Source organism: Pseudomonas piscis, assembly GCF_009380155.1.
Lineage (GTDB): Bacteria > Pseudomonadota > Gammaproteobacteria > Pseudomonadales > Pseudomonadaceae > Aquipseudomonas > Aquipseudomonas piscis.
The window spans coordinates 750,773-769,400 of sequence record NZ_WHUV01000001.1 but is presented as its reverse complement, the minus strand read 5'-3'; the positions used below and the strand labels follow the sequence as shown (position 1 = coordinate 769,400).

Below are 18,628 nucleotides of genomic sequence, written 5' to 3'. Positions count from 1 at the left end.
CTTAACCAATTGATGAGATGACCGTGCTCAAAGCACTCAAGAAAATCTTCGGTAAAAGCGAGGCAGAGCCGATAGCGCCAAGCCCCAGCGCTCCCATCCCCCCTTCCAGCAGCCGCAATGACGGCCACCAGCCGGAACGGAGCGCGCCCGCTACCGCCACTAAAAAAGAACCGGTGACCACACCGGCCGCCCCTTCCACTCCCAAGGCGCCGCGCGCGGAAAAACCCAAGGCCGAGCAGCGTCGCCCACGCGCCCCGAAACCGCCGGTCAGTACCTGGAAGCTCGAGGACTTCGTGGTCGAGCCCCAGGAAGGCAAGACCCGTTTCCATGATTTCAAGCTCGCCCCGGAACTGATGCATGCCATCCACGACCTGGGTTTCCCCTACTGCACGCCGATCCAGGCCCAGGTACTGGGCTTCACCCTCGCGGGCAAGGACGCCATCGGCCGCGCCCAGACCGGCACCGGCAAGACCGCCGCGTTCCTGATCTCGATCATCACCCAGCTGCTGCAGACCCCGCCGCCCAAGGAACGCTACATGGGCGAGCCGCGGGCGCTGGTCATCGCCCCGACCCGGGAACTGGTGGTGCAGATCGCCAAGGACGCCGCGGCGCTGACCAAGTACACCGGCCTGAACGTGATGACCTTCGTCGGCGGTATGGACTTCGACAAGCAGCTCAAGCAGCTCGAAGCCCGCCACTGCGACATCCTGGTGGCTACCCCCGGCCGCCTGCTGGACTTCAACCAGCGCGGCGACGTGCACCTGGACATGGTCGAGGTGATGGTGCTGGACGAAGCCGACCGCATGCTCGACATGGGCTTCATCCCCCAGGTGCGGCAGATCATCCGCCAGACTCCGCCCAAGAGCGAACGCCAGACCCTGCTGTTCTCGGCCACCTTCACCGAAGACGTGATGAACCTGGCCAAGCAATGGACCACCGATCCGGCGATCGTCGAGATCGAAGCCGAGAACGTCGCCAACGCCAACGTCGAGCAGCACATCTACGCCGTGGCCGGTGCCGACAAGTACAAGCTGCTGTACAACCTGGTCAACGACAACGGCTGGGAGCGGGTGATGGTCTTCGCCAACCGCAAGGATGAAGTGCGGCGCATCGAGGAACGCCTGGTGCGTGACGGCGTCAACGCCGCCCAGCTCTCCGGCGACGTGCCGCAGCACAAAAGGATCAAGACCCTGGAAGGCTTCCGCGAAGGCAAGATCCGGGTCCTGGTGGCCACCGACGTCGCCGGCCGCGGCATCCACATCGACGGCATCAGCCACGTGATCAACTTCACCCTGCCGGAAGTCCCCGACGACTACGTGCACCGCATCGGCCGGACCGGCCGGGCCGGCGCCGACGGCGTATCCATCAGCTTCGCCGGCGAGGACGACTCCTACCAGTTGCCGGCGATCGAGGAACTGCTGGGACGCAAGATCAGCTGCGAAATGCCGCCCACCGAGTTGCTGCGCGCCGTGGAGCGCAAGCGCCCGCAAGCCTGAGTCCAAACGGACCCGGCCAAGCAAAGACGCAGCCCTGGGGCTGCGTTTTTTTTCGCCTGGATATTGCCAGAATAAACTAAAAGTCCATAATGGACAAATAAGTTTATAAAAACGGAGTACTTCCATGTCCAGCACGCCATTCGTGATTGCCCAGCCCCAGGCCCGCCAGTTGCTCGAGCAACTCGACGTGCCCCGGATCCTGCGCAAGCTGTTCCGTGACCTGGCCGCCGGGCTGGCCGTGCAACCACCGCAACAGCTGGTGGAATTCCCCCAGGGTGCCGGGGACTTCATCAACTTCCAGGGCGTGCTGGCCGAAGATCGGGTCTACGGGGTCAAGACTTCCCCCTACATCGTGCGTACCCAAGGCCCGCTGGTCACCGCCTGGACGCTGCTGATGTCCATGGACCACGGCCAACCGCTGTTGCTGTGCGATGCCGGGGAACTGACCACCGCTCGCACCGCCGCCACCACCGCCGTCGCCGTCGATGCCCTGGCCGGCCCTGGCGTCCAGCGCCTGACGATCATCGGCAGTGGCCCGGTGGCCCAGGCCCACCTGCACTACATCAAGGAGCTGCGCCCCTGGCAGGACATCCGCCTGTACTCCCCGAGTCTGGCCCGGCGGTCCGCAGCGGAGCGCGCGCGCCTGCAAGCCCTCGACCCGCGCCTGGTGCTCGTCGACCAGCGCGAGGCGGCCCTGGAGCAAGCCGAGGTGATCCTGCTCTGCACCTCGTCCGCCGGGCCGGTGATCGATCCGCGCCAGCTAAAGCGGCCCGCGCTGATCACCTCCATCAGCACCAATGCGCCACAAGCCCATGAGGTGCCGCCCGCTGCCCTGCAGGACATGCAGGTGTACTGTGACTACCGGCGCACCACCCCCGGCGCGGCCGGTGACATGCTGATCGCCAGCCAACAGCACGGCTGGGACAGCGGGGCAATTCTCGGCGACCTGCCGGAGTTGCTCAGCGACCAGGCCCGGCTGCCCAGCGGCGAACGCCACGTGTTCTTCCGCTCCATCGGCCTGGGCCTGGAAGATATCGCCCTGGCCAACGCCCTGTACCACTTGCGCCGCCAGCAATGAGCACCAGTTACCTGAATCCTTTGCGGAGTTTCGAATGACCGAGGCAGACTTCATCATCATTGGCGGCGGTATTGCCGGGGCTTCCACCGGTTACTGGCTGTCGCGCCATGGCCGGGTGCTGGTGCTGGAACGCGAATCCCATCCGGGCTACCACTCCACCGGCCGCTCCGCCGCCCTCTACACCGCCGCCTACGGCACGCCCCAGGTCCGCGCGCTGACCCTGGCCAGCCGGGCGTTCTTCGACCAGCCGCCCGAAGGCTTCTGCGAGCATCCGTTGCTGAGCCCGCGAGGCGAGATGACCGTGGACTTCGACAACGACCCCGACGAGTTGCAGCGCCAGTACCTGAGCGCCAAGGCCAGCGTGCCGCAGATGCAACTGCTCGACGCCGACGAAGCTTGCGCCCGCCTGCCGATCCTGCGCCGCGACAAGGTCCACGGCGCCCTCTACGACCCGACTGCCAGCGACATCGACACCGATGCCCTGCACCAGGGCTACCTGCGCGGCATCCGCCGCAACCAGGGCCAATTGCATACCGATTGCGAAGTCCTGGGGCTGGAGCGCGATGCCCAGGGCCACTGGCTGGTACGCACCAGCGGCCAGACCTTCAGCGCCCCGGTGCTGATCAACGCCGCCGGCGCCTGGGCCGACCAGGTCGGCGTCCTCGCCGGCGCCCGGCCCCTGGGCCTGCAACCCAAGCGCCGCGCCGCGTTCATCTTCGCCGGCCCGCAAGACCCGGACTGCCAGCACTGGCCGATGCTGGTCAGCCTCGACGAATCCTTCTACATGAAACCCGATGCCGGCATGTTCCTCGGCTCCCCGGCCAACGCCGATCCAGTGCCGCCCCACGATGTGCAGCCGGAAGAACTGGACATCGCCCTGGGCATCCACCGGATCGAGGAAGCCACGACCTTGAGCATCCGCCGCCCGACCCGGACCTGGGCCGGCCTGCGCAGCTTCGTCAGCGATGGCGACCTGCTGGCCGGGTTCGATCCGCAAGTGCCCGGGCTGTTCTGGGTGGCCGGCCAAGGCGGCTACGGCATCCAGACCTCACCGGCCATGGGCCAGGCCAGCGCCGCCCTGGTACGCGGCGTCGCCCTGCCGGAGGCACTGGCGGCCTTCGGCCTGGACGCCGCCATGCTGTCCCCCGCCCGCCTGGGCTGATACCTCGGGATGACGCGCCCGGACGATTGCGGCACACTCCCAGCGCCCGCCAGCGGCGGGCGCTGAAGCCGCCAGGAGTACACCCATGACCACACCCGCAAAGGACCCTGCCCTGGACAATTTCCGGGCGATCGCCGACGCCATTGCCACCCTGTTCTTCCCCCACGCCGAAGTGGTGCTCCACGACTTGCGCACGCAGAAGGTCGACTACATCGCCAACAATCTGTCCAAGCGTGAAGTGGGTGACGATGCGGCCCTGGAAGACATGCTCAGCGGCGACAGCGATGAACGGAACATCGGCCCCTACGAAAAGCTCAACTGGGACGGCCAGAAGATCCGCAGCCTGAGCACCGTGCTGCGCGACGCCAAGGGCCAGCCGTTGGCGGTGCTGTGCATCAACCTGAACATCTCGCTGTTCGAGAATGCCAAGGCCGCGCTGGACCTGTTCCTCTCCCCCAGCAAGCTGATCCCACAGCCAGACTCACTGTTTCGCGATGACTGGCAGGAGCGGATCAACACCTTCCTGCACAACTGGCTGCGCGAGCGGCAGCTGGGGCTGAACCTGCTGACCCGCGACCACAAGCGCGAACTGGTGCTGGCGCTGCACGCCGAAGGCGCATTCAAGGGCAAGAGCGCCGCCAACTATGTGGCCAACGTGCTGAACATGGGCCGGGCGACGGTGTACAAGCACCTCAAGGAACTCAAGGAGCAGTGATCCTCGGCGAGCGAGCACCCCTGGGAGCGATCGCTCGCAAACGCCTGCGGCATCAGTCGCCGTAGATATCCGACTTGAAGTACTTGGCCTGGATCTTCTGGTACTCGCCGTTGGCGCGGATGCCGGAGATGGCCTTGTCCAGTTCGCCCACCAGTTGCTCGTTCCCCTTGCGCACGGCGATCCCGGCGCCCTCGCCGACGTACTTCGGATCCTTGAGCTCCGGGCCGACGAAGGCATAGTCGGCGCCGCGGGGCATCGACAGGAAATCCTCCAGCGGGATGGTGTCGGCGAAGATCGCATCCAGGCGCCCCGCCGCCAGGTCCATGTAGATCTCTTCGTTATTGCTGTAGCGCGTCACCTTGATGCCCTTGGGTTCCAGGACCTCGGTGGCGTAGCGGTCGGTGGTGGTGGAACGCTGCACACCGATGGTCTTGCCCTTGAGGCTCTGGTACTGGTCGTCCACCACGGCGCCTTTCTTCATCACCAGGCGCGACGAGGTGAAGTAGTACCTGTGGGTGAAATCCACCGACTTGCGGCGCTCGGCGGTGATGGTCATGGATGACAGCGCGGCATCGATCTTCTTCACCTTCAGCGATGGAATCAGCCCATCGAACTCGACCTCGGTCCACTCGCACTTGACCTGCATCTGCGCGCACAGGGCATTGCCGATGTCGTAGTCGAAGCCAGCGATCTTGCCTTCGGCGGTCTTGAAGGCAAAGGGTGGATAAGCGGCCTCGATCCCGAAGCGCAGGGTCTTCTCGGCGGCCGAGAGCTGGGTGCACGCCAACAGGCCCAGGACCAGGCCACTGATGAGGGGGAGTTTTTTCATGTTCGTTCTCTCGCGAATTGTTGTTGGTTTGGCAAGACAGAAAGAAGAGGTGGAACGGCGCAGCTGTTTTGTACTTTGAAATCCATACTGGACTTTAATGTATATATCGTCAACGGGGCACAGCAACGCCTGCACCTGGTGATCACCAGGAACAGGCGTGCGGCTTGGCAGGTTTTGCACAAGGCGCAGGAATGCGCCAAGGCCTGTGGTGGATCAGTCTTCCCAGCGCTCGGCGGCGGCCTGGTCACTGTGCCGGCCTTCGACCCAGCGCGGGCCATCGGCGGTCTGCTCCTTCTTCCAGAACGGCGCCCGGGTCTTGAGGTAATCCATCACGAAGGCACACGCGTCGAAGGCCGCCTGGCGATGGGCGCTGGCGGCGGCGACGAAGACGATCGGCTCACCCGGGGCCAGGGCGCCGATGCGGTGCAGGATCTCCAGCTTGAGCAACGGCCAGCGCTGCCCGGCCTCCTCGGCAATCTTGGCCAGGGCCTTCTCGGTCATGCCCGGATAGTGCTCGAGGAACATCCCGTGGACATCCTGGCCATCGTTGAAATCACGCACGTAGCCGACGAACCCCACCACCGCGCCGACGCCGACATTGGCCGCGTGCATGGCATTGAGTTCGGCGCCGGGATCGAATGCCGCGCCCTGTACGCGAATGCCCATGTCAGCCTCCGGTCACGGTGGGGAAGAACGCCACTTCGTCGCCGTCGGCCAGGGGTTCGGCCAACTGGCACAACTCCTCGTTGCGCGCGCACATCAGGTTCTGCTCCCCCAGCACCGGGGCGCCTACGCCCTGTAGCAGGTGCTGGCGCACATCCTCGACGGTACGGAACTCGCCGTCGACCTGGGTCTCGTCCAGACCGATGGCCTCGCGATAGCGGGCGAAAAACTTCACCTTGATCTTCATGCCGGCTCCGCCTGGTAGTGGCCGCTCTTGCCGCCGAGTTTTTCCAGCACTCGCACGCCCTCGATGCTCATGCCCCGGTCCACCGCCTTGCACATGTCGTAGATCGTCAGCGCGGCGACACTGGCGGCGGTCAGCGCTTCCATCTCCACCCCGGTCTGCCCCGAGAGCTTGCAGCGCGCCACGATGTGCACGCTGTCCTCGCCCTCGGCGCGCAGTTCGACCTTGACGCTGGTGAGCATCAACGGATGGCACAGGGGAATCAGGTCGCTGGTCTTTTTCGCCGCCTGGATCCCGGCGATCCGCGCCACGGCGAACACATCGCCCTTGGGATGACCGCCGCTGACGATCATCTGCAAGGTTTGCGGGAGCATGCGCACCCGGGCTTCGGCCGTCGCTTCACGAAACGTCACGGCCTTGTCGGTGACGTCGACCATATTGGCGCGCCCTTGGGAATCGAGATGAGTCAGCACGGCGTTACTCCTGATCAGGTGGGGCGATTGTAAACCCGCAGGTCAGTTTTCCGCACGGGACAATCTGCCGCCGCCAGGGCCCTGCGGCCCGGAATCGACCCGACGAATGGCCCGCATCAGAACAGCGAATTGGAGCCGCTGCCGGCATCCGCGTACAAGGTCAGGCAACGACACACAGGAACTTCTTCATGGCCTTGCTCATCCCGATCCTGCTCAGCCTGCTCGCCGGTTTCGCCGTGCCCCTGCAGGCCGGAACCAACGCCCGGCTGGGCAGCCTGCTGGGGCATCCACTCTGGGCCACCGGCATCTCGCTGCTGGTGAGCCTGCTGGCCCTGGGCGTGCTGCTGCTGTTCATCAAGGTGCCTCGGCCCAACCTGCTGGCCGCCGCCCAGGGGCCCTGGTGGATCTGGCTCGGGGGCCTGGCCGGAGTGCTCTACATCACCGTGGCGCTGCTGATGGCGCCACGCCTGGGAGCGCTCAACTTCATCATGGCAGTGATCATCGGCCAGCTACTGATCTCGCTGATCATCGATTACTTCGGCCTGGTGGGCCTGCCGCAAAAGGACATCAGCCTGCAGAAGCTCTTCGGCGTGCTGGTGGTGATCGGCGGTTTCGTGATCACCGTCCGCGGCTGACGCCTCTCAGGGGCCGGCCACGCTGGCCAGGCGGATCTGCTCGCGCAGCCAGGCATGGGCCGGGTCGTCACGGGAGCGCCCATGCCAGACCTGGACGAAATTGAACGCCGGCACCTGCATCGGCGGCGCCAGGCGCACCAGGCCATCCTCCAGCGCCAGCTCATCCAGGGTACGACTGGCCACCGTGAGGATCAGGTCGGTGCCACGGATCATCCCCGGCGCCGTGCCCCAATGGGGCACGCTGACCACGATCTGGCGCTGCAAACCCTTATCCCGCAGGCGATGATCGACTTCGCCGTTGAAACAGCCATCCATCGACACCTGCAAATGCGGCCGGGCCAGGTACTGCGCCAGGTCCAGGGTGCCATCGGGGCCCAGGGTCGTGCGATCCAGCAGGCAGCTGAAGGTCTCCTCGAACAGCACCTCCTTGACCACCTCCTCCGACAGGTCGGGAAACACCCCCAGGGCCAGGTCCAGCTTGCCCTGCACCACTTGCTCGAACATCTCGTGGCGGCTGCCCTGGGTCACCACCACCCGCATCAGCGGGGCCTCCTGGCGCAGGCGCACCAGTAACCGGGGCAGCACGATCGCCGCGCCGTAGTCGGACATCGCCAGGTGGAAGATGCGCTGGGAAGCGGCCGGGTCGAAGTCGATGGACTTGCCCAGCAGGGTCTCGATCTGGCTGAGGATTTCCTTGAGCGGCGCTTGCAGGCTGCGGGCCAGTGGGCTGAGCAACACATCGTTGCCCTGGCGGATCAGCAGCGGGTCGTCCAGGAGCGAGCGCAACTTGCCCAGGGAGTGGCTGATGGCCGGCTGGCTCAAGTGCAGGCGCTCGCCGGTGCGAGTCACGTGCTTCTCCGTCAGCAGCGCATCGAGCACCACCAACAGGTTCAGGTCGATATTGCGCAGGGAAACAGTGGCCATCCGGGCGTTCCAGGTTCACGGCGGGAACGCAGGATACCCCAGGCCCCGCAGGCGAATGCAAAACGGGCGGCCCGAAGGCCGCCCGTGGCAGGTGTGGAAGGGAACTACAGATGGCTTTCGGCGTATTCGGCCAGGATCGAGCGCGGCACCCCTTGCAGGGTGATGTGCACGCCGTTGGGGAAGTCCTTGAAGCGTTCGGTGAGGTAGGTCAGCCCGGAGCTGGTGGCCGACAGGTAAGGGGTATCGATCTGCGCCAGGTTGCCCAGGCACACCACTTTGGAACCGGCACCGGCACGGGTGATGATGGTCTTCATCTGGTGCGGGGTGAGGTTCTGGCATTCGTCGATCAGGATCAGGCTCTGCTGGAAACTGCGACCGCGAATGTAGTTCAGGGATTTGAACTGCAACGGCACCTTGCTGAGGATGTAGTCGACGCTGCCATGGGTGCTCTCGTCATCCATGTGCAGGGCCTCGAGGTTGTCGGTGATCGCGCCGAGCCAGGGCTCCATCTTCTCCGCCTCGGTGCCCGGCAAGAAGCCGATTTCCTGGTCCAGACCCTGCACGCTGCGGGTGGCGATGATCCGCCGGTAGCGCTTGCTGACCATGGTCTGCTCGATCGCGGCGGCCAGGGCCAGGATGGTCTTGCCGGAGCCGGCGGCGCCGGACAAGTTGACCAAGTGGATATCCGGATCGAGCAGCGCGTACAAGGCCAGGGCCTGGTAGATATCACGCGGCTTCAGGCCCCAGGCCTCCTGGTGCAGCAGGGGCTCCTGGTGCAGGTCGAGGATCAGCATCACACCGTCGCGGATTTCCTTGACCCAGCCGACGAAGCCCTGCTCGTCGATGATGAACTCATTGATGTGCACCACCGGCAGCTCGTCGTTCAACGGCACCTGGTGCCAGGTCCGGCCGTGATCCTGGCGGGTCTCGACCTTGCTCACCCGGTCCCAGAACGAACCGCTCATGTTGTGGAAGCCGTTGGGCAACAGCTCCACGTCGTCCACCAACTGGTCGGTGCTGTAGTCCTCGGCGGCGATCCCGCAGGCCCGCGCCTTGAGGCGCATGTTGATGTCCTTGGTCACGAGCACCACGGACAAGTCCTTGTTGCGCGCGTGCAGGTCGACCAACTGGTTGATGATGATGTTGTCGTTGAGGTTGTCCGGCAGCAGGCTGTTGGGCTCGTTGCGCTTGCTCATCAGGATCGACAGCAAGCCCTTTGGGTCGCCCTTGCCACGCTGGATCGGCACTCCCAGCTCGACATCCTCGGGCGAGGCTTCGCCCAGGGTCTTGTCGATCAGCCGAATCGCCTGGCGGCACTCGGCGGCCACGCTGTGATGCCCGCTCTTGAGCTTGTCCAGCTCCTCCAGGACGGTCATCGGGATCACGACATGGTGTTCTTCGAAATTCAGCAGGGCGTTGGGATCGTGAATCAATACATTGGTATCGAGTACGTAAAGGATTGGCTGGTTGGAGGAAGGGCTGCGTCCGCGGTCATCCATACTCGGTCACCTTATGTGGGAGCCAGTCGACGCCATACCATCGGGTATCGCGCCTCGAAGGACCACCGAAATCCACCCATCCGGGTTGGAGGTGAGCCGCACACAAGGAGTCTTGGGAGACGCCACCTGTGTTGCAGGTTTCGGCGGTCTGAGTTCGTAATACTCCAAAAAGCGTGACAGGAAAAAGCACTTTGAAGCTTTTTTGATGTTTATTTTTCAGAGTGACGAATAGCCCTTGGCGAGCGGCCCGGGCGCCGCTAAAGTCGGAAGTCCGCCTGCCTCCAAATCCCTTGCGGATTTGCCCTTTTTCCCTGGTTTTCCTGCCCCGCTCCCGTATTTACGGGCATTTGGCGTTTTTCAGCGAAACGCATCCTGGCAGTCTTCCCAGCCGATCCCGCTTTGCGCGGTCTGTTCCAGCAACCAGGGCAGGCTGGCCTTGACCCCATCCTGCTTGGCATTGAAGGCAATCACCCCACGGCGCCACAACAGCATCAGGGTCAGTACCCGCTGGCGGCTATCTTCGGCCTTGAGCTTGCCCGGGCCGTCCTGGGCATCGATGTCCCACAACGCGACCTGCATGCCCTGGGCATTGAAGAAGCCCTGGGCATCGGCCCGGCGCTGGCCCATGGGCGGACGGAACAGCGGCACGTAGTTTTCCGGCAGCTTGCCCTTGACCAGGTCGGCACTGCGCTGGATCGAGTACTGCCAATCCTGCCAATGGCTATGGGAGCGAAATTCCCAGCCCTGGACCCCGACGCACTGCTGCGAGTACAGCGCTTGCAGGCTAGCGACCGAAGCCTTGTCGAGACGGCCCTGGATATCGTTACCCAGGACGAAGAAGGTGCCGTTGAGGTTGGACTTGCGCAGGTATTCGGTAAGCCAGGCGGTGTTGTCCGGTGCCAGGTTGGCGGCGCTATCGAAGGTCAGGAGGAACATCCGGTCGTGGAGTTCGTCGCCATTGCGCTCGTAGTCGCCCAGGCGCAAGACCTCGCTGCTGGTCTGCGGGGTCAGGGCGGCCTTGCGCAGCAACTCGTCCAGGTACTGTTCATGGAAGATCCGGCTCGGCTCGGCCCAACGGGCGTAATAGGAGTCCTCGCCCAGCTGGAACTTGCCGGCCTGCTTGCGCAGCTGCTGCATGTTCTCCACCAGGAAACAGAAGGACGCATCCTGGTCGCAGCTCTGCTGGGCGAAGTCGTAGTTTTCCAGAAGGCGCTTCCACAGTTGCTCGCGCAGGCTGCCGATGGCTTCCATGTTGATCACCCGCAAACCCAGGCGCTGCTTCAGGGACGCTTCGTCCCAGGCTTCGCTGATCAGCAGGGTCCGGGCAAAGCCAAGGATCTCGGCCCGCGAGGCGACATCGAACAGGGTCGGGCTGTCGAGTTTTTCCGGCCAGGTGCTGCGGTCCAGGGTCGCCACATCATTGGGCGCCGCCAGCGCACCGAGGCTGAACAACCAGGCCGAGAAGAACAACGCGATACGCAAGGGGAAACCTCCAGAACAGAACCCGCGCGGCACTATAGCCGATCTGCCGGGCTGCCAAGGCATCCCTGTGGCGCGGGAGCTTGCTCCCGCTGGAGTGCGCAGCGCTCCCGACAAGGCCCTCGCGGTACTGCCAGTGACCTTCGGGAGATATCGACCGGTGCCAGCTCGCGACCCAGCGCGAGCAAGCTCGCTCGTCATATCCAGCCGCCATCGCCCCTCCCCCCCGAAGCCACCATGCGTCAGCTATTGCCTCGATAGGTGGAGTCCGGCGGCCCGAGCCCCTAGAATCCCCCGACGCTTAAAGGAGACGCCCCATGCTGATGGTGATTTCACCCGCCAAGACCCTCGACTACGAGACCCCGCCGGTAACCCAGCGCTTTACCCAGCCGCAGTACCTCGACCACTCCCAGGAACTGATCCAGCAACTGCGGGAACTGACCCCGGCGCAGATCAGCGAGCTGATGCACGTATCCGACAAGATCGGCGGCCTCAACGCCGCGCGCTTCGGCAGCTGGACTCCAGCCTTCACCCCTGCCAACGCCAAGCAGGCCTTGCTAGCGTTCAAGGGCGACGTCTATACCGGGCTCGATGCCCAGACCCTTGGCGAGGCGGATTTCGACTACGCCCAGCAGCACCTGCGCATGCTCTCCGGCCTCTATGGCCTGCTGCGCCCCCTGGACCTGATGCAGCCCTATCGCCTGGAGATGGGCACCAAGCTGGCCAACGCCCGGGGCAAGGACCTGTATGCGTTCTGGGGCACTCGCATCAGCGAATGGCTCAACGAGGCCCTGGCCGAGCAAGGCGACGACCTGCTGCTCAACCTGGCATCCAATGAGTACTTCTCGGCGGTCAAGCGTACGGCTCTCAAGGCGCGGATCATCAACACCGAGTTCAAGGACCTGAAGAACGGCCAGTACAAGATCATCAGCTTCTACGCCAAGAAGGCCCGGGGCCTGATGAGCCGCTTCGTGATCCAGGAGCGCATCAACGATCCGGCCCAGCTCAAGCAGTTCGACGTCCAGGGCTATCGTTTCAGCGCCGAACAATCCAAGGCCGACAACCTGGTATTCCTGCGCGACCACGCACCGGAATAAAGCGTTCCCCCTGCCGCGCTCGTTTTCATGGCGAGCGCGCCAGAATGTGATCACCTGCACATTCTTCCCACTCCGCCAAGTCATTTTTTTGGCGTCATAAAACTTTCATCTATTTCCATGACTTTTCTTTCACTCGACAAGAGTGATTTTTTTCAGTAGTGGCACCACTTTTTTTATTCGGTAGTGGCACAAAAATATCCCACCGCTTTAACTCCCCAGAACTAAAGGGCCAAACCATTAGTGCTATCAAATTGCGAGCAGTGCCATCTTTCTCGATATTTCAGGAAATTTCAGAAAACAGGATGAGCGGGCAGGAACTATGCCTCCAGAGACTGCTCATACCACCGGTAACGATTCTCAACGACTCTGTACGAGATGACTTACACGTACACCCTGAAAACTAAGCAAGTTACGAAGCCGCTTACAGCGGCGTAACGAAAATTTTAACTAACGGAATAACAACAGGAGATAACAGTCCCAACTATCCCCTAACAAGCCAAGGAACAGCTGGCCTTCAAGGCCTCCCAGCAAGCAATTGGAGAGCACGAATCACGTGGCATCCAGCCATCCACCGGAACGCGGGTGGTTTTTCGGGAGTCCTGCAGCAGGAGCCGCCGGCAACATTCAAGGGCAAATCGAAACAACAAGGACCGGTTGCGCACAACTTGAGTGCATTTATTAAGTCACTCGGAACTTAGTCTGCCTGCACAGGATATTACGGCATTTTTCGCCGTACTTCCCAGTGCACAACTACAGCTGGCAAACATTAACTCCGGCCATCTAATGGCGTGAATAACACAGAGGTAAATGCGATGCGCATCAGCATATTTGGTTTGGGTTACGTCGGTGCAGTCTGTGCCGGTTGCCTGTCCGCTCGGGGCCATGAAGTGGTTGGCGTAGATATCTCCAAAGACAAGATCGACCTGATCAACGCCGGCAAGTCGCCGATCGTCGAACCGGGTCTGGGTGAACTTCTGGAACAGGGAATCCGCACGGCCCGCCTGCGCGGCACCACCAACTTCGCCGAAGCCATCCGCGATACCGAGCTGTCGATGATCTGCGTCGGTACCCCGAGCAAGAAGAACGGCGACCTGGAACTGGACTACATCGAATCGGTATGCCGCGAAATCGGTTTCGTCCTGCGCGACAAGACCACCCGCCATACCGTGGTGGTACGCAGCACCGTCTTGCCGGGCACGGTGAAGAACGTGGTGATCCCGATCCTCGAAGACTGCTCGGGCAAGAAGGCCGGCGTCGACTTCGGCGTCGCGGTCAACCCCGAGTTCCTGCGCGAGAGCACCGCGATCAAGGACTACGACTTCCCGCCCATGACCGTCATCGGCCAACTCGACCAGGCCTCCGGCGACGTGCTGCAAGCGCTCTACGAAGAACTCGATGCGCCGATCATCCGCAAGGACATCGAAGTCGCCGAGATGATCAAGTACACCTGCAACGTCTGGCACGCGACCAAGGTCACCTTCGCCAACGAGATCGGCAACATCGCCAAGGCGGTGGGCGTCGATGGCCGCGAGGTGATGAACGTGGTCTGCCAGGACAAGACTCTCAACCTATCCCAGTACTACATGCGCCCGGGCTTCGCCTTCGGCGGCTCCTGCCTGCCCAAGGACGTACGCGCCCTGACCTACCGCGCCGGCGCCCTGGACGTGCAGGCGCCACTGCTCAACTCGCTGATGCGCAGCAACGAATCCCAGGTGCAGAACGCCTTCGACATCGTTTCCAGCCACGACAAGCGCAAGGTCGCCCTGCTCGGCTTGAGCTTCAAGGCCGGCACCGACGACCTGCGGGAAAGCCCGCTGGTGGAATTGGCGGAAATGCTCATCGGCAAGGGCTTCGACCTGAGCATCTACGACAGCAACGTCGAATACGCCAGGGTTCACGGCGCCAACAAGGACTACATCGAATCGAAGATCCCCCATGTCTCGTCCCTGCTCAACTCGGACTTCGACGCGGTGATCGACCATTCCGACGTGATCATCCTGGGCAACCGTGACGAGAAGTTCCGCACCCTGGTCGAGGACGTCCCCCACGGCAAGCAGGTCATCGACCTGGTGGGCTTCATGTCCAAGTCGACCTGCGCCCAGGGCCGTACCGAAGGCATTTGCTGGTAACGGCAGCGGCAAGCTCCGAGCTTCAAGCTGCAAGTGAGAGCACCGCGCTTGCAGCTTGCAGCCTGGAGCCTGCAACTGATTTTAGGACGTTGATTATGCACAGGCTAAAACACTGCCTGCTCCAGGCCGCCGGTTGGCTGTTCTACCTGAGTCTGTTGATGGGGATGGCCCTGCTGCTGCCCGCCTCGACCTTCGACTCGCAGTCCAAGGACTTCATCTTCCTGATCGGCGCCGTGGGCATCTGGCGCTACTCCATGGGCGCCACGCATTTCGTGCGCGGCATGCTGTTCCTCTACGTGGTCTACCCACACCTGCGGCGCAAGGTACGCAAGCTCGGCAAGGCGGCCGATCCGTCCCATGTGTACCTGATGGTCACCAGCTTTCGCATCGACGCGCTGACCACCGCCCAGGTCTACGGCTCGGTGATCCGCGAGGCCATCGACTGTGGTTTTCCCACCACCGTGGTCTGCTCGATCGTGGAGATGTCCGACGAGCTGTTGATCAAGAGCCTGTGGGCACGGATGAACCCGCCCGAGCAGGTCAAGCTGGACTTCGTGCGCATTCCCGGCACCGGCAAGCGCGACGGCCTGGCCTTCGGCTTCCGCGCCATCTCCCGCCACCTGCCGGACGAACGTGCCGTGGTCGCGGTGATCGACGGCGACACCGTGCTGGCCGAAGGCGTGGTCCGCAAGACCGTGCCCTGGTTCCAGCTGTTCGGCAATGTCGGCGGCCTGACCACCAACGAATTCTGCGAAGTGCGCGGCGGCTACATCATGAGCGAGTGGCACAAGCTGCGCTTCGCCCAGCGGCACATCAACATGTGCTCCATGGCCCTGTCCAAGCGGGTGCTGACCATGACCGGGCGCATGTCGGTATTTCGCGCCACCGTGGTCACCGACCCGGACTTCATCGCCGACGTCGAGAGCGACTCCCTGCAGCACTGGCGCCTGGGCCGCTTCAAGTTCCTCACCGGCGACGACAAGTCCAGCTGGTTCAGCCTGATGCGCCTGGGCTACGACACTTTCTACGTGCCTGACGCGGCGATCAACACCGTGGAGCACCCGCCGGAAAAGAGCTTCATCAAGGCCAGCCGCAAGCTGATGTTCCGCTGGTACGGCAACAACCTGCGGCAGAACTCCCGGGCCCTGGGCCTGGGGGTCAAGCGCCTGGGCCTGTTCACCAGCGTGGTGCTGTTCGACCAGCGGGTATCGATGTGGACCTCGCTGCTGGGCCTGACGGTGGCCATCATCGCCAGCTTCAAGTACGGCACCGCGTTCATCCTCGCCTACCTGCTGTGGATCGGCATCACCCGGCTGATCCTGACCCTGCTGCTGTCCTGCTCGGGACACCGGATCGGCCCGGCCTATCCGCTGATCCTCTATTACAACCAGATCGTCGGGGCCTTGGTGAAGATCTACGTGTTCTTCCGCCTCGACCAGCAATCCTGGACCCGCCAGGACACCAAGCTGACCCGCGACCTCGCCAGTTTTCAACGTTGGTTCAACACCTGGTCGTCCCGGACCATGACCTTCTCGGCCGGCAGCGTATTCGTCGCCGTACTGCTGCTGATGGTCTGAACCGCCCTGCCTGAATGAACTAGGAAATCGACCCTATGAACACCGCAGTCAACGTCAACGTAGTGCATGAATCCGAAGCCCAGCGCCAGCACGCCCGGGTCAGGATCCCGGCCAAGCTGCGCTTCTTCGGCACCGAGGCCAAGCCCCTGGAAGTGCGGATCCACGACCTCTCCGCCGGTGGCCTGAGCTTCAACGCCGGGCAACAACTGCTGGCCGTGGGCAGCGTGCACAAGGGCCGCCTGCAATTCGTCATCGACAACCTCGGCCTGGCCATGGACGTGGAGCTGCAAGTGCGCTCCTTCGACCGCCAGAGCGGCCGCGTCGGCTGCCAGTTCCAGAACCTGGAACCCCAGGACATCGCCACCCTGCGCCACCTGATCACCTCGCACCTGGCCGGCGACATCGTCAGCATGGGCGACGTGCTCGCCACCCTGCAGCGCGACAACTTCACCAAGGCGCGCAAGACCAAGGACAACGGCAGCGGCATGAGCCCCCTGGGCCGCCTGCGGGCCGTGACCTTCAGTGCCGGGATCTTCATCGTCGGCCTGGCCGCCTTCGGCTTCATCCTCAAGTCGGTGTATGGCATGTACTTCGTCAGCCACGCCGAGGCCGGCCTGGTGAACGTGCCGGGGATGAACGTGACCATGCCACGCGACGGCACCGTGCAAAGCCTGGTGCAGGCCAACGGCAACGTGGCCAAGGGCGCGCCCCTGGCCAGCTTCAGCACCAGCATGCTGGATGTGCTCAAGGGCCACCTGGACGAGAACCAGCTACAGCCGGCCAAGGTCGAGGAGCTGTTCGGCAAGCAGATGACCGGCACCCTGACCTCGCCCTGCGACTGCACCGTGGCCCAGCAACTGGTAGCCGACGGTCAGTACGCCAGCAAGGGCGACGTGATCTACCAACTGGTGCCACGGGGCAGCCTGGCCACCGTCGAGGCGCGCTTCTCCTACCGTCAGTTCGGCGACGTGCGCCCGGGCACCAAGGTCAACCTGCAGATCGCCGGCGAGGACCAGGTGCGCACCGGCACCATCGTCAGCAGCACCAGCCTCAACGGCAACGACCTGTCTTCGGATATTCGCGTGCAGATCAAGCCCGACGCGCCCCTGGGCAGCGAGTTCGCCGGCCGCCCGGTGGAAGTCAGCAGCGACCGCGGGCCTTCGATGAACTGGCTGATCGACAAAGCCATGGCCGCGGGTCTGTAACCATGAACACGCCTACTCAACTCGCGGTGTTGCCTTTGGTGGCCGCCCTGGCCCTGGCCGGTTGCGCCGGCCTGCCGGACCAGCGCCTGGCCAACGAAGCCCTCAAGCGCGGCGACACCGCCCTGGCCCAGCAGAACTATCGCCAGCTGGCGGACCTGGGTTATAGCGAGGCGCAAGTGGGCCTGGCGGATATCCAGGTGGAGAGCCGCGACCCGGCGCAGATCAAGCAGGCCGAGGCCACCTACCGCGCCGCCGCCGATACCTCGCCACGGGCCCAGGCGCGCCTGGGCCGGTTGCTGGCGACCAAGCCCGGGGCCAGCGAAGCCGAACAGCACGAAGCCGAGGGCCTGCTGAAGAAGGCCTTCGCCAACGGCGAAGGCAACACCCTGATCCCCCTGGCGATGCTCTACCTGCAATATCCCCACAGCTTCCCCAACGTCGACGCCCAGCGGCAGATCGGCCAATGGCGCGCCGCCGGCTACCCCGAGGCCGGGCTGGCCCAGGTCCTGCTGTATCGGACCCAGGGCACCTACGACCAGCACCTGGACGAGGTTGAGAAGATCTGCAAGGCGTCCCTGAACAGCACCGACATCTGCTACGTCGAGCTGGCCACCGTCTACCAGAAACGCGGCCAGGCCGAGCAGCAAGCCGAGCTGGTCAAGCAACTGCAAGCCAGCCATGGCCGTGGCGCCGTCAGCGCCCAGCGGGTCGACAGCGTGGCCCGGGTCCTGGGCGACGCCAGCCTCGGCAAGCCCGACGAGAAAACCGCCCAGGCCCTGCTCGAGCAAGTGGCCCCGGTGTACCCGGCGTCCTGGGTCAGCCTGGCGCAACTGCTCTACGACTTCCCCGAACTGGGCGACGTCGAACAGATGATGAAGTACCTGGACAACGGCCGCGCCGCCGACCAGCCCCGCGCCGAACTGCTGCTGGGCAAGCTCTACTACGAGGGCAAGTGGGTGCCGGCCGATGCCAAGGTGGCCGAGCAACACTTCAAGCAAGCCCAGGGCCGCGAGGTCGCCGCCGACTACTACCTGGGCCAGATCTACCGCCGTGGCTACCTGGGCCAGGTGTATCCGCAAAAGGCCCTGGACCATCTGCTGACCGCCGCCCGCAACGGCCAGAACAGCGCCGACTTCGCCATTGCCCAGCTGTTTTCCCAGGGCCGCGGTACCCGCCCCGACCCGGTCAATGCCTACGTCTTCAGCCAGTTGGCCAAGGTCCAGGACACCCCCCAGGCCAATGAACTGGCCCAGCAACTCGATGAACAACTGCCCCCCGGCCAACGCGCCGAAGCCCAGCGCCTGCTGCAACAGGAACAGGCCGTGCGCGGCACCCTGGCCCAGAGCACGCTGCAACTGCAGGCCCTGCAGGAAGAAGACGGCGAGGAATCCCTATGAAACGCTCTACTCACCTTGTAGCCGCT

General features: G+C 63.8%; 17 protein-coding genes. 10 read left to right on the top strand and 7 right to left on the bottom strand.

Annotated features, from left to right (window positions below; all coding sequences use genetic code 11):
- Positions 1 to 17: 17 nt before the first annotated feature.
- The 4 genes from rhlB to GDH07_RS03575 all read left to right on the top strand — a co-directional run bounded on the left by rhlB (position 18) and on the right by GDH07_RS03575 (position 4,451).
- A complete protein-coding gene (gene rhlB / locus GDH07_RS03590; RefSeq protein ID WP_085596232.1) occupies positions 18 to 1,496 on the top strand; it encodes an ATP-dependent RNA helicase RhlB in 1,479 nt (492 codons plus the stop codon).
- A gap of 124 nt (positions 1,497 to 1,620) precedes the next feature.
- Positions 1,621 to 2,574: an ornithine cyclodeaminase family protein gene (locus GDH07_RS03585; protein ID WP_152896703.1), complete on the top strand. Its 954-nt coding sequence runs from the start codon at positions 1,621 to 1,623 to the stop codon at positions 2,572 to 2,574.
- Between the two features lie 34 nt (positions 2,575 to 2,608).
- Complete coding sequence (locus GDH07_RS03580; protein WP_152896702.1) at positions 2,609 to 3,736, top strand: NAD(P)/FAD-dependent oxidoreductase; 1,128 nt, start codon at positions 2,609 to 2,611, stop codon at positions 3,734 to 3,736.
- 85 nt (positions 3,737 to 3,821) lie between these two features.
- Positions 3,822 to 4,451 (top strand): helix-turn-helix transcriptional regulator, encoded by a 630-nt coding sequence (locus GDH07_RS03575; RefSeq protein WP_022642450.1) that lies wholly within the window; start codon positions 3,822 to 3,824, stop codon positions 4,449 to 4,451.
- A 52-nt stretch (positions 4,452 to 4,503) separates the two neighbouring features.
- On the opposite strand, the gene GDH07_RS03570 is transcribed toward GDH07_RS03575, so the two are convergent.
- The 4 genes from GDH07_RS03570 to moaC all read right to left on the bottom strand — a co-directional run bounded on the left by GDH07_RS03570 (position 4,504) and on the right by moaC (position 6,660).
- On the bottom strand, positions 4,504 to 5,280 hold the full coding sequence (locus GDH07_RS03570) for an ABC transporter substrate-binding protein (protein ID WP_152896701.1): 777 nt from the start codon (positions 5,278 to 5,280) through the stop codon (positions 4,504 to 4,506).
- Positions 5,281 to 5,493: 213 nt separating this feature from the next.
- Positions 5,494 to 5,946 carry a molybdopterin synthase catalytic subunit MoaE gene (gene moaE / locus GDH07_RS03565; RefSeq protein ID WP_152896700.1) on the bottom strand — a complete coding sequence of 151 codons (453 nt, stop codon included), beginning with the start codon at positions 5,944 to 5,946 and terminating at the stop codon, positions 5,494 to 5,496.
- Between the two features lies 1 nt (position 5,947).
- Positions 5,948 to 6,190: a MoaD/ThiS family protein gene (locus GDH07_RS03560; RefSeq protein ID WP_152896699.1), complete on the bottom strand. Its 243-nt coding sequence runs from the start codon at positions 6,188 to 6,190 to the stop codon at positions 5,948 to 5,950.
- Positions 6,187 to 6,660 (bottom strand): cyclic pyranopterin monophosphate synthase MoaC, encoded by a 474-nt coding sequence (gene moaC / locus GDH07_RS03555; protein ID WP_343038137.1) that lies wholly within the window; start codon positions 6,658 to 6,660, stop codon positions 6,187 to 6,189. Before moaC ends, GDH07_RS03560 begins: the two co-directional genes overlap by 4 nt.
- Before the next feature lie 188 nt (positions 6,661 to 6,848).
- On the opposite strand from moaC, the gene GDH07_RS03550 reads away from it, so the two are divergent.
- On the top strand, positions 6,849 to 7,295 hold the full coding sequence (locus GDH07_RS03550; protein ID WP_022642445.1) for a DMT family transporter: 447 nt from the start codon (positions 6,849 to 6,851) through the stop codon (positions 7,293 to 7,295).
- Between the two features lie 6 nt (positions 7,296 to 7,301).
- On the opposite strand, the gene GDH07_RS03545 is transcribed toward GDH07_RS03550, so the two are convergent.
- The 3 genes from GDH07_RS03545 to GDH07_RS03535 all read right to left on the bottom strand — a co-directional run bounded on the left by GDH07_RS03545 (position 7,302) and on the right by GDH07_RS03535 (position 11,200).
- Positions 7,302 to 8,219, bottom strand: coding sequence for a LysR family transcriptional regulator (locus tag GDH07_RS03545; protein WP_022642444.1), 918 nt, complete (start codon positions 8,217 to 8,219; stop codon positions 7,302 to 7,304).
- A 104-nt stretch (positions 8,220 to 8,323) separates the two neighbouring features.
- Positions 8,324 to 9,718: a PhoH family protein gene (locus GDH07_RS03540; RefSeq protein ID WP_022642443.1), complete on the bottom strand. Its 1,395-nt coding sequence runs from the start codon at positions 9,716 to 9,718 to the stop codon at positions 8,324 to 8,326.
- Between the two features lie 357 nt (positions 9,719 to 10,075).
- On the bottom strand, positions 10,076 to 11,200 hold the full coding sequence (locus tag GDH07_RS03535) for a polysaccharide deacetylase family protein (protein WP_152896698.1): 1,125 nt from the start codon (positions 11,198 to 11,200) through the stop codon (positions 10,076 to 10,078).
- 314 nt (positions 11,201 to 11,514) lie between these two features.
- On the opposite strand from GDH07_RS03535, the gene yaaA reads away from it, so the two are divergent.
- The 5 genes from yaaA (at position 11,515) to algK (ending at position 18,602) form a co-directional block, all read left to right on the top strand.
- Positions 11,515 to 12,294 (top strand): peroxide stress protein YaaA, encoded by a 780-nt coding sequence (yaaA, locus tag GDH07_RS03530; RefSeq protein WP_152896697.1) that lies wholly within the window; start codon positions 11,515 to 11,517, stop codon positions 12,292 to 12,294.
- Between the two features lie 812 nt (positions 12,295 to 13,106).
- On the top strand, positions 13,107 to 14,423 hold the full coding sequence (locus GDH07_RS03525; protein ID WP_152896696.1) for a nucleotide sugar dehydrogenase: 1,317 nt from the start codon (positions 13,107 to 13,109) through the stop codon (positions 14,421 to 14,423).
- 95 nt (positions 14,424 to 14,518) lie between these two features.
- A complete protein-coding gene (alg8, locus tag GDH07_RS03520; RefSeq protein WP_022642439.1) occupies positions 14,519 to 16,000 on the top strand; it encodes a mannuronan synthase in 1,482 nt (493 codons plus the stop codon).
- A gap of 35 nt (positions 16,001 to 16,035) precedes the next feature.
- Positions 16,036 to 17,205: an alginate biosynthesis protein Alg44 gene (locus tag GDH07_RS03515; protein WP_022642438.1), complete on the top strand. Its 1,170-nt coding sequence runs from the start codon at positions 16,036 to 16,038 to the stop codon at positions 17,203 to 17,205.
- 2 nt (positions 17,206 to 17,207) lie between these two features.
- A complete protein-coding gene (algK, locus tag GDH07_RS03510; RefSeq protein ID WP_103326462.1) occupies positions 17,208 to 18,602 on the top strand; it encodes an alginate biosynthesis TPR repeat lipoprotein AlgK in 1,395 nt (464 codons plus the stop codon).
- Positions 18,603 to 18,628 lie beyond the last annotated feature (26 nt).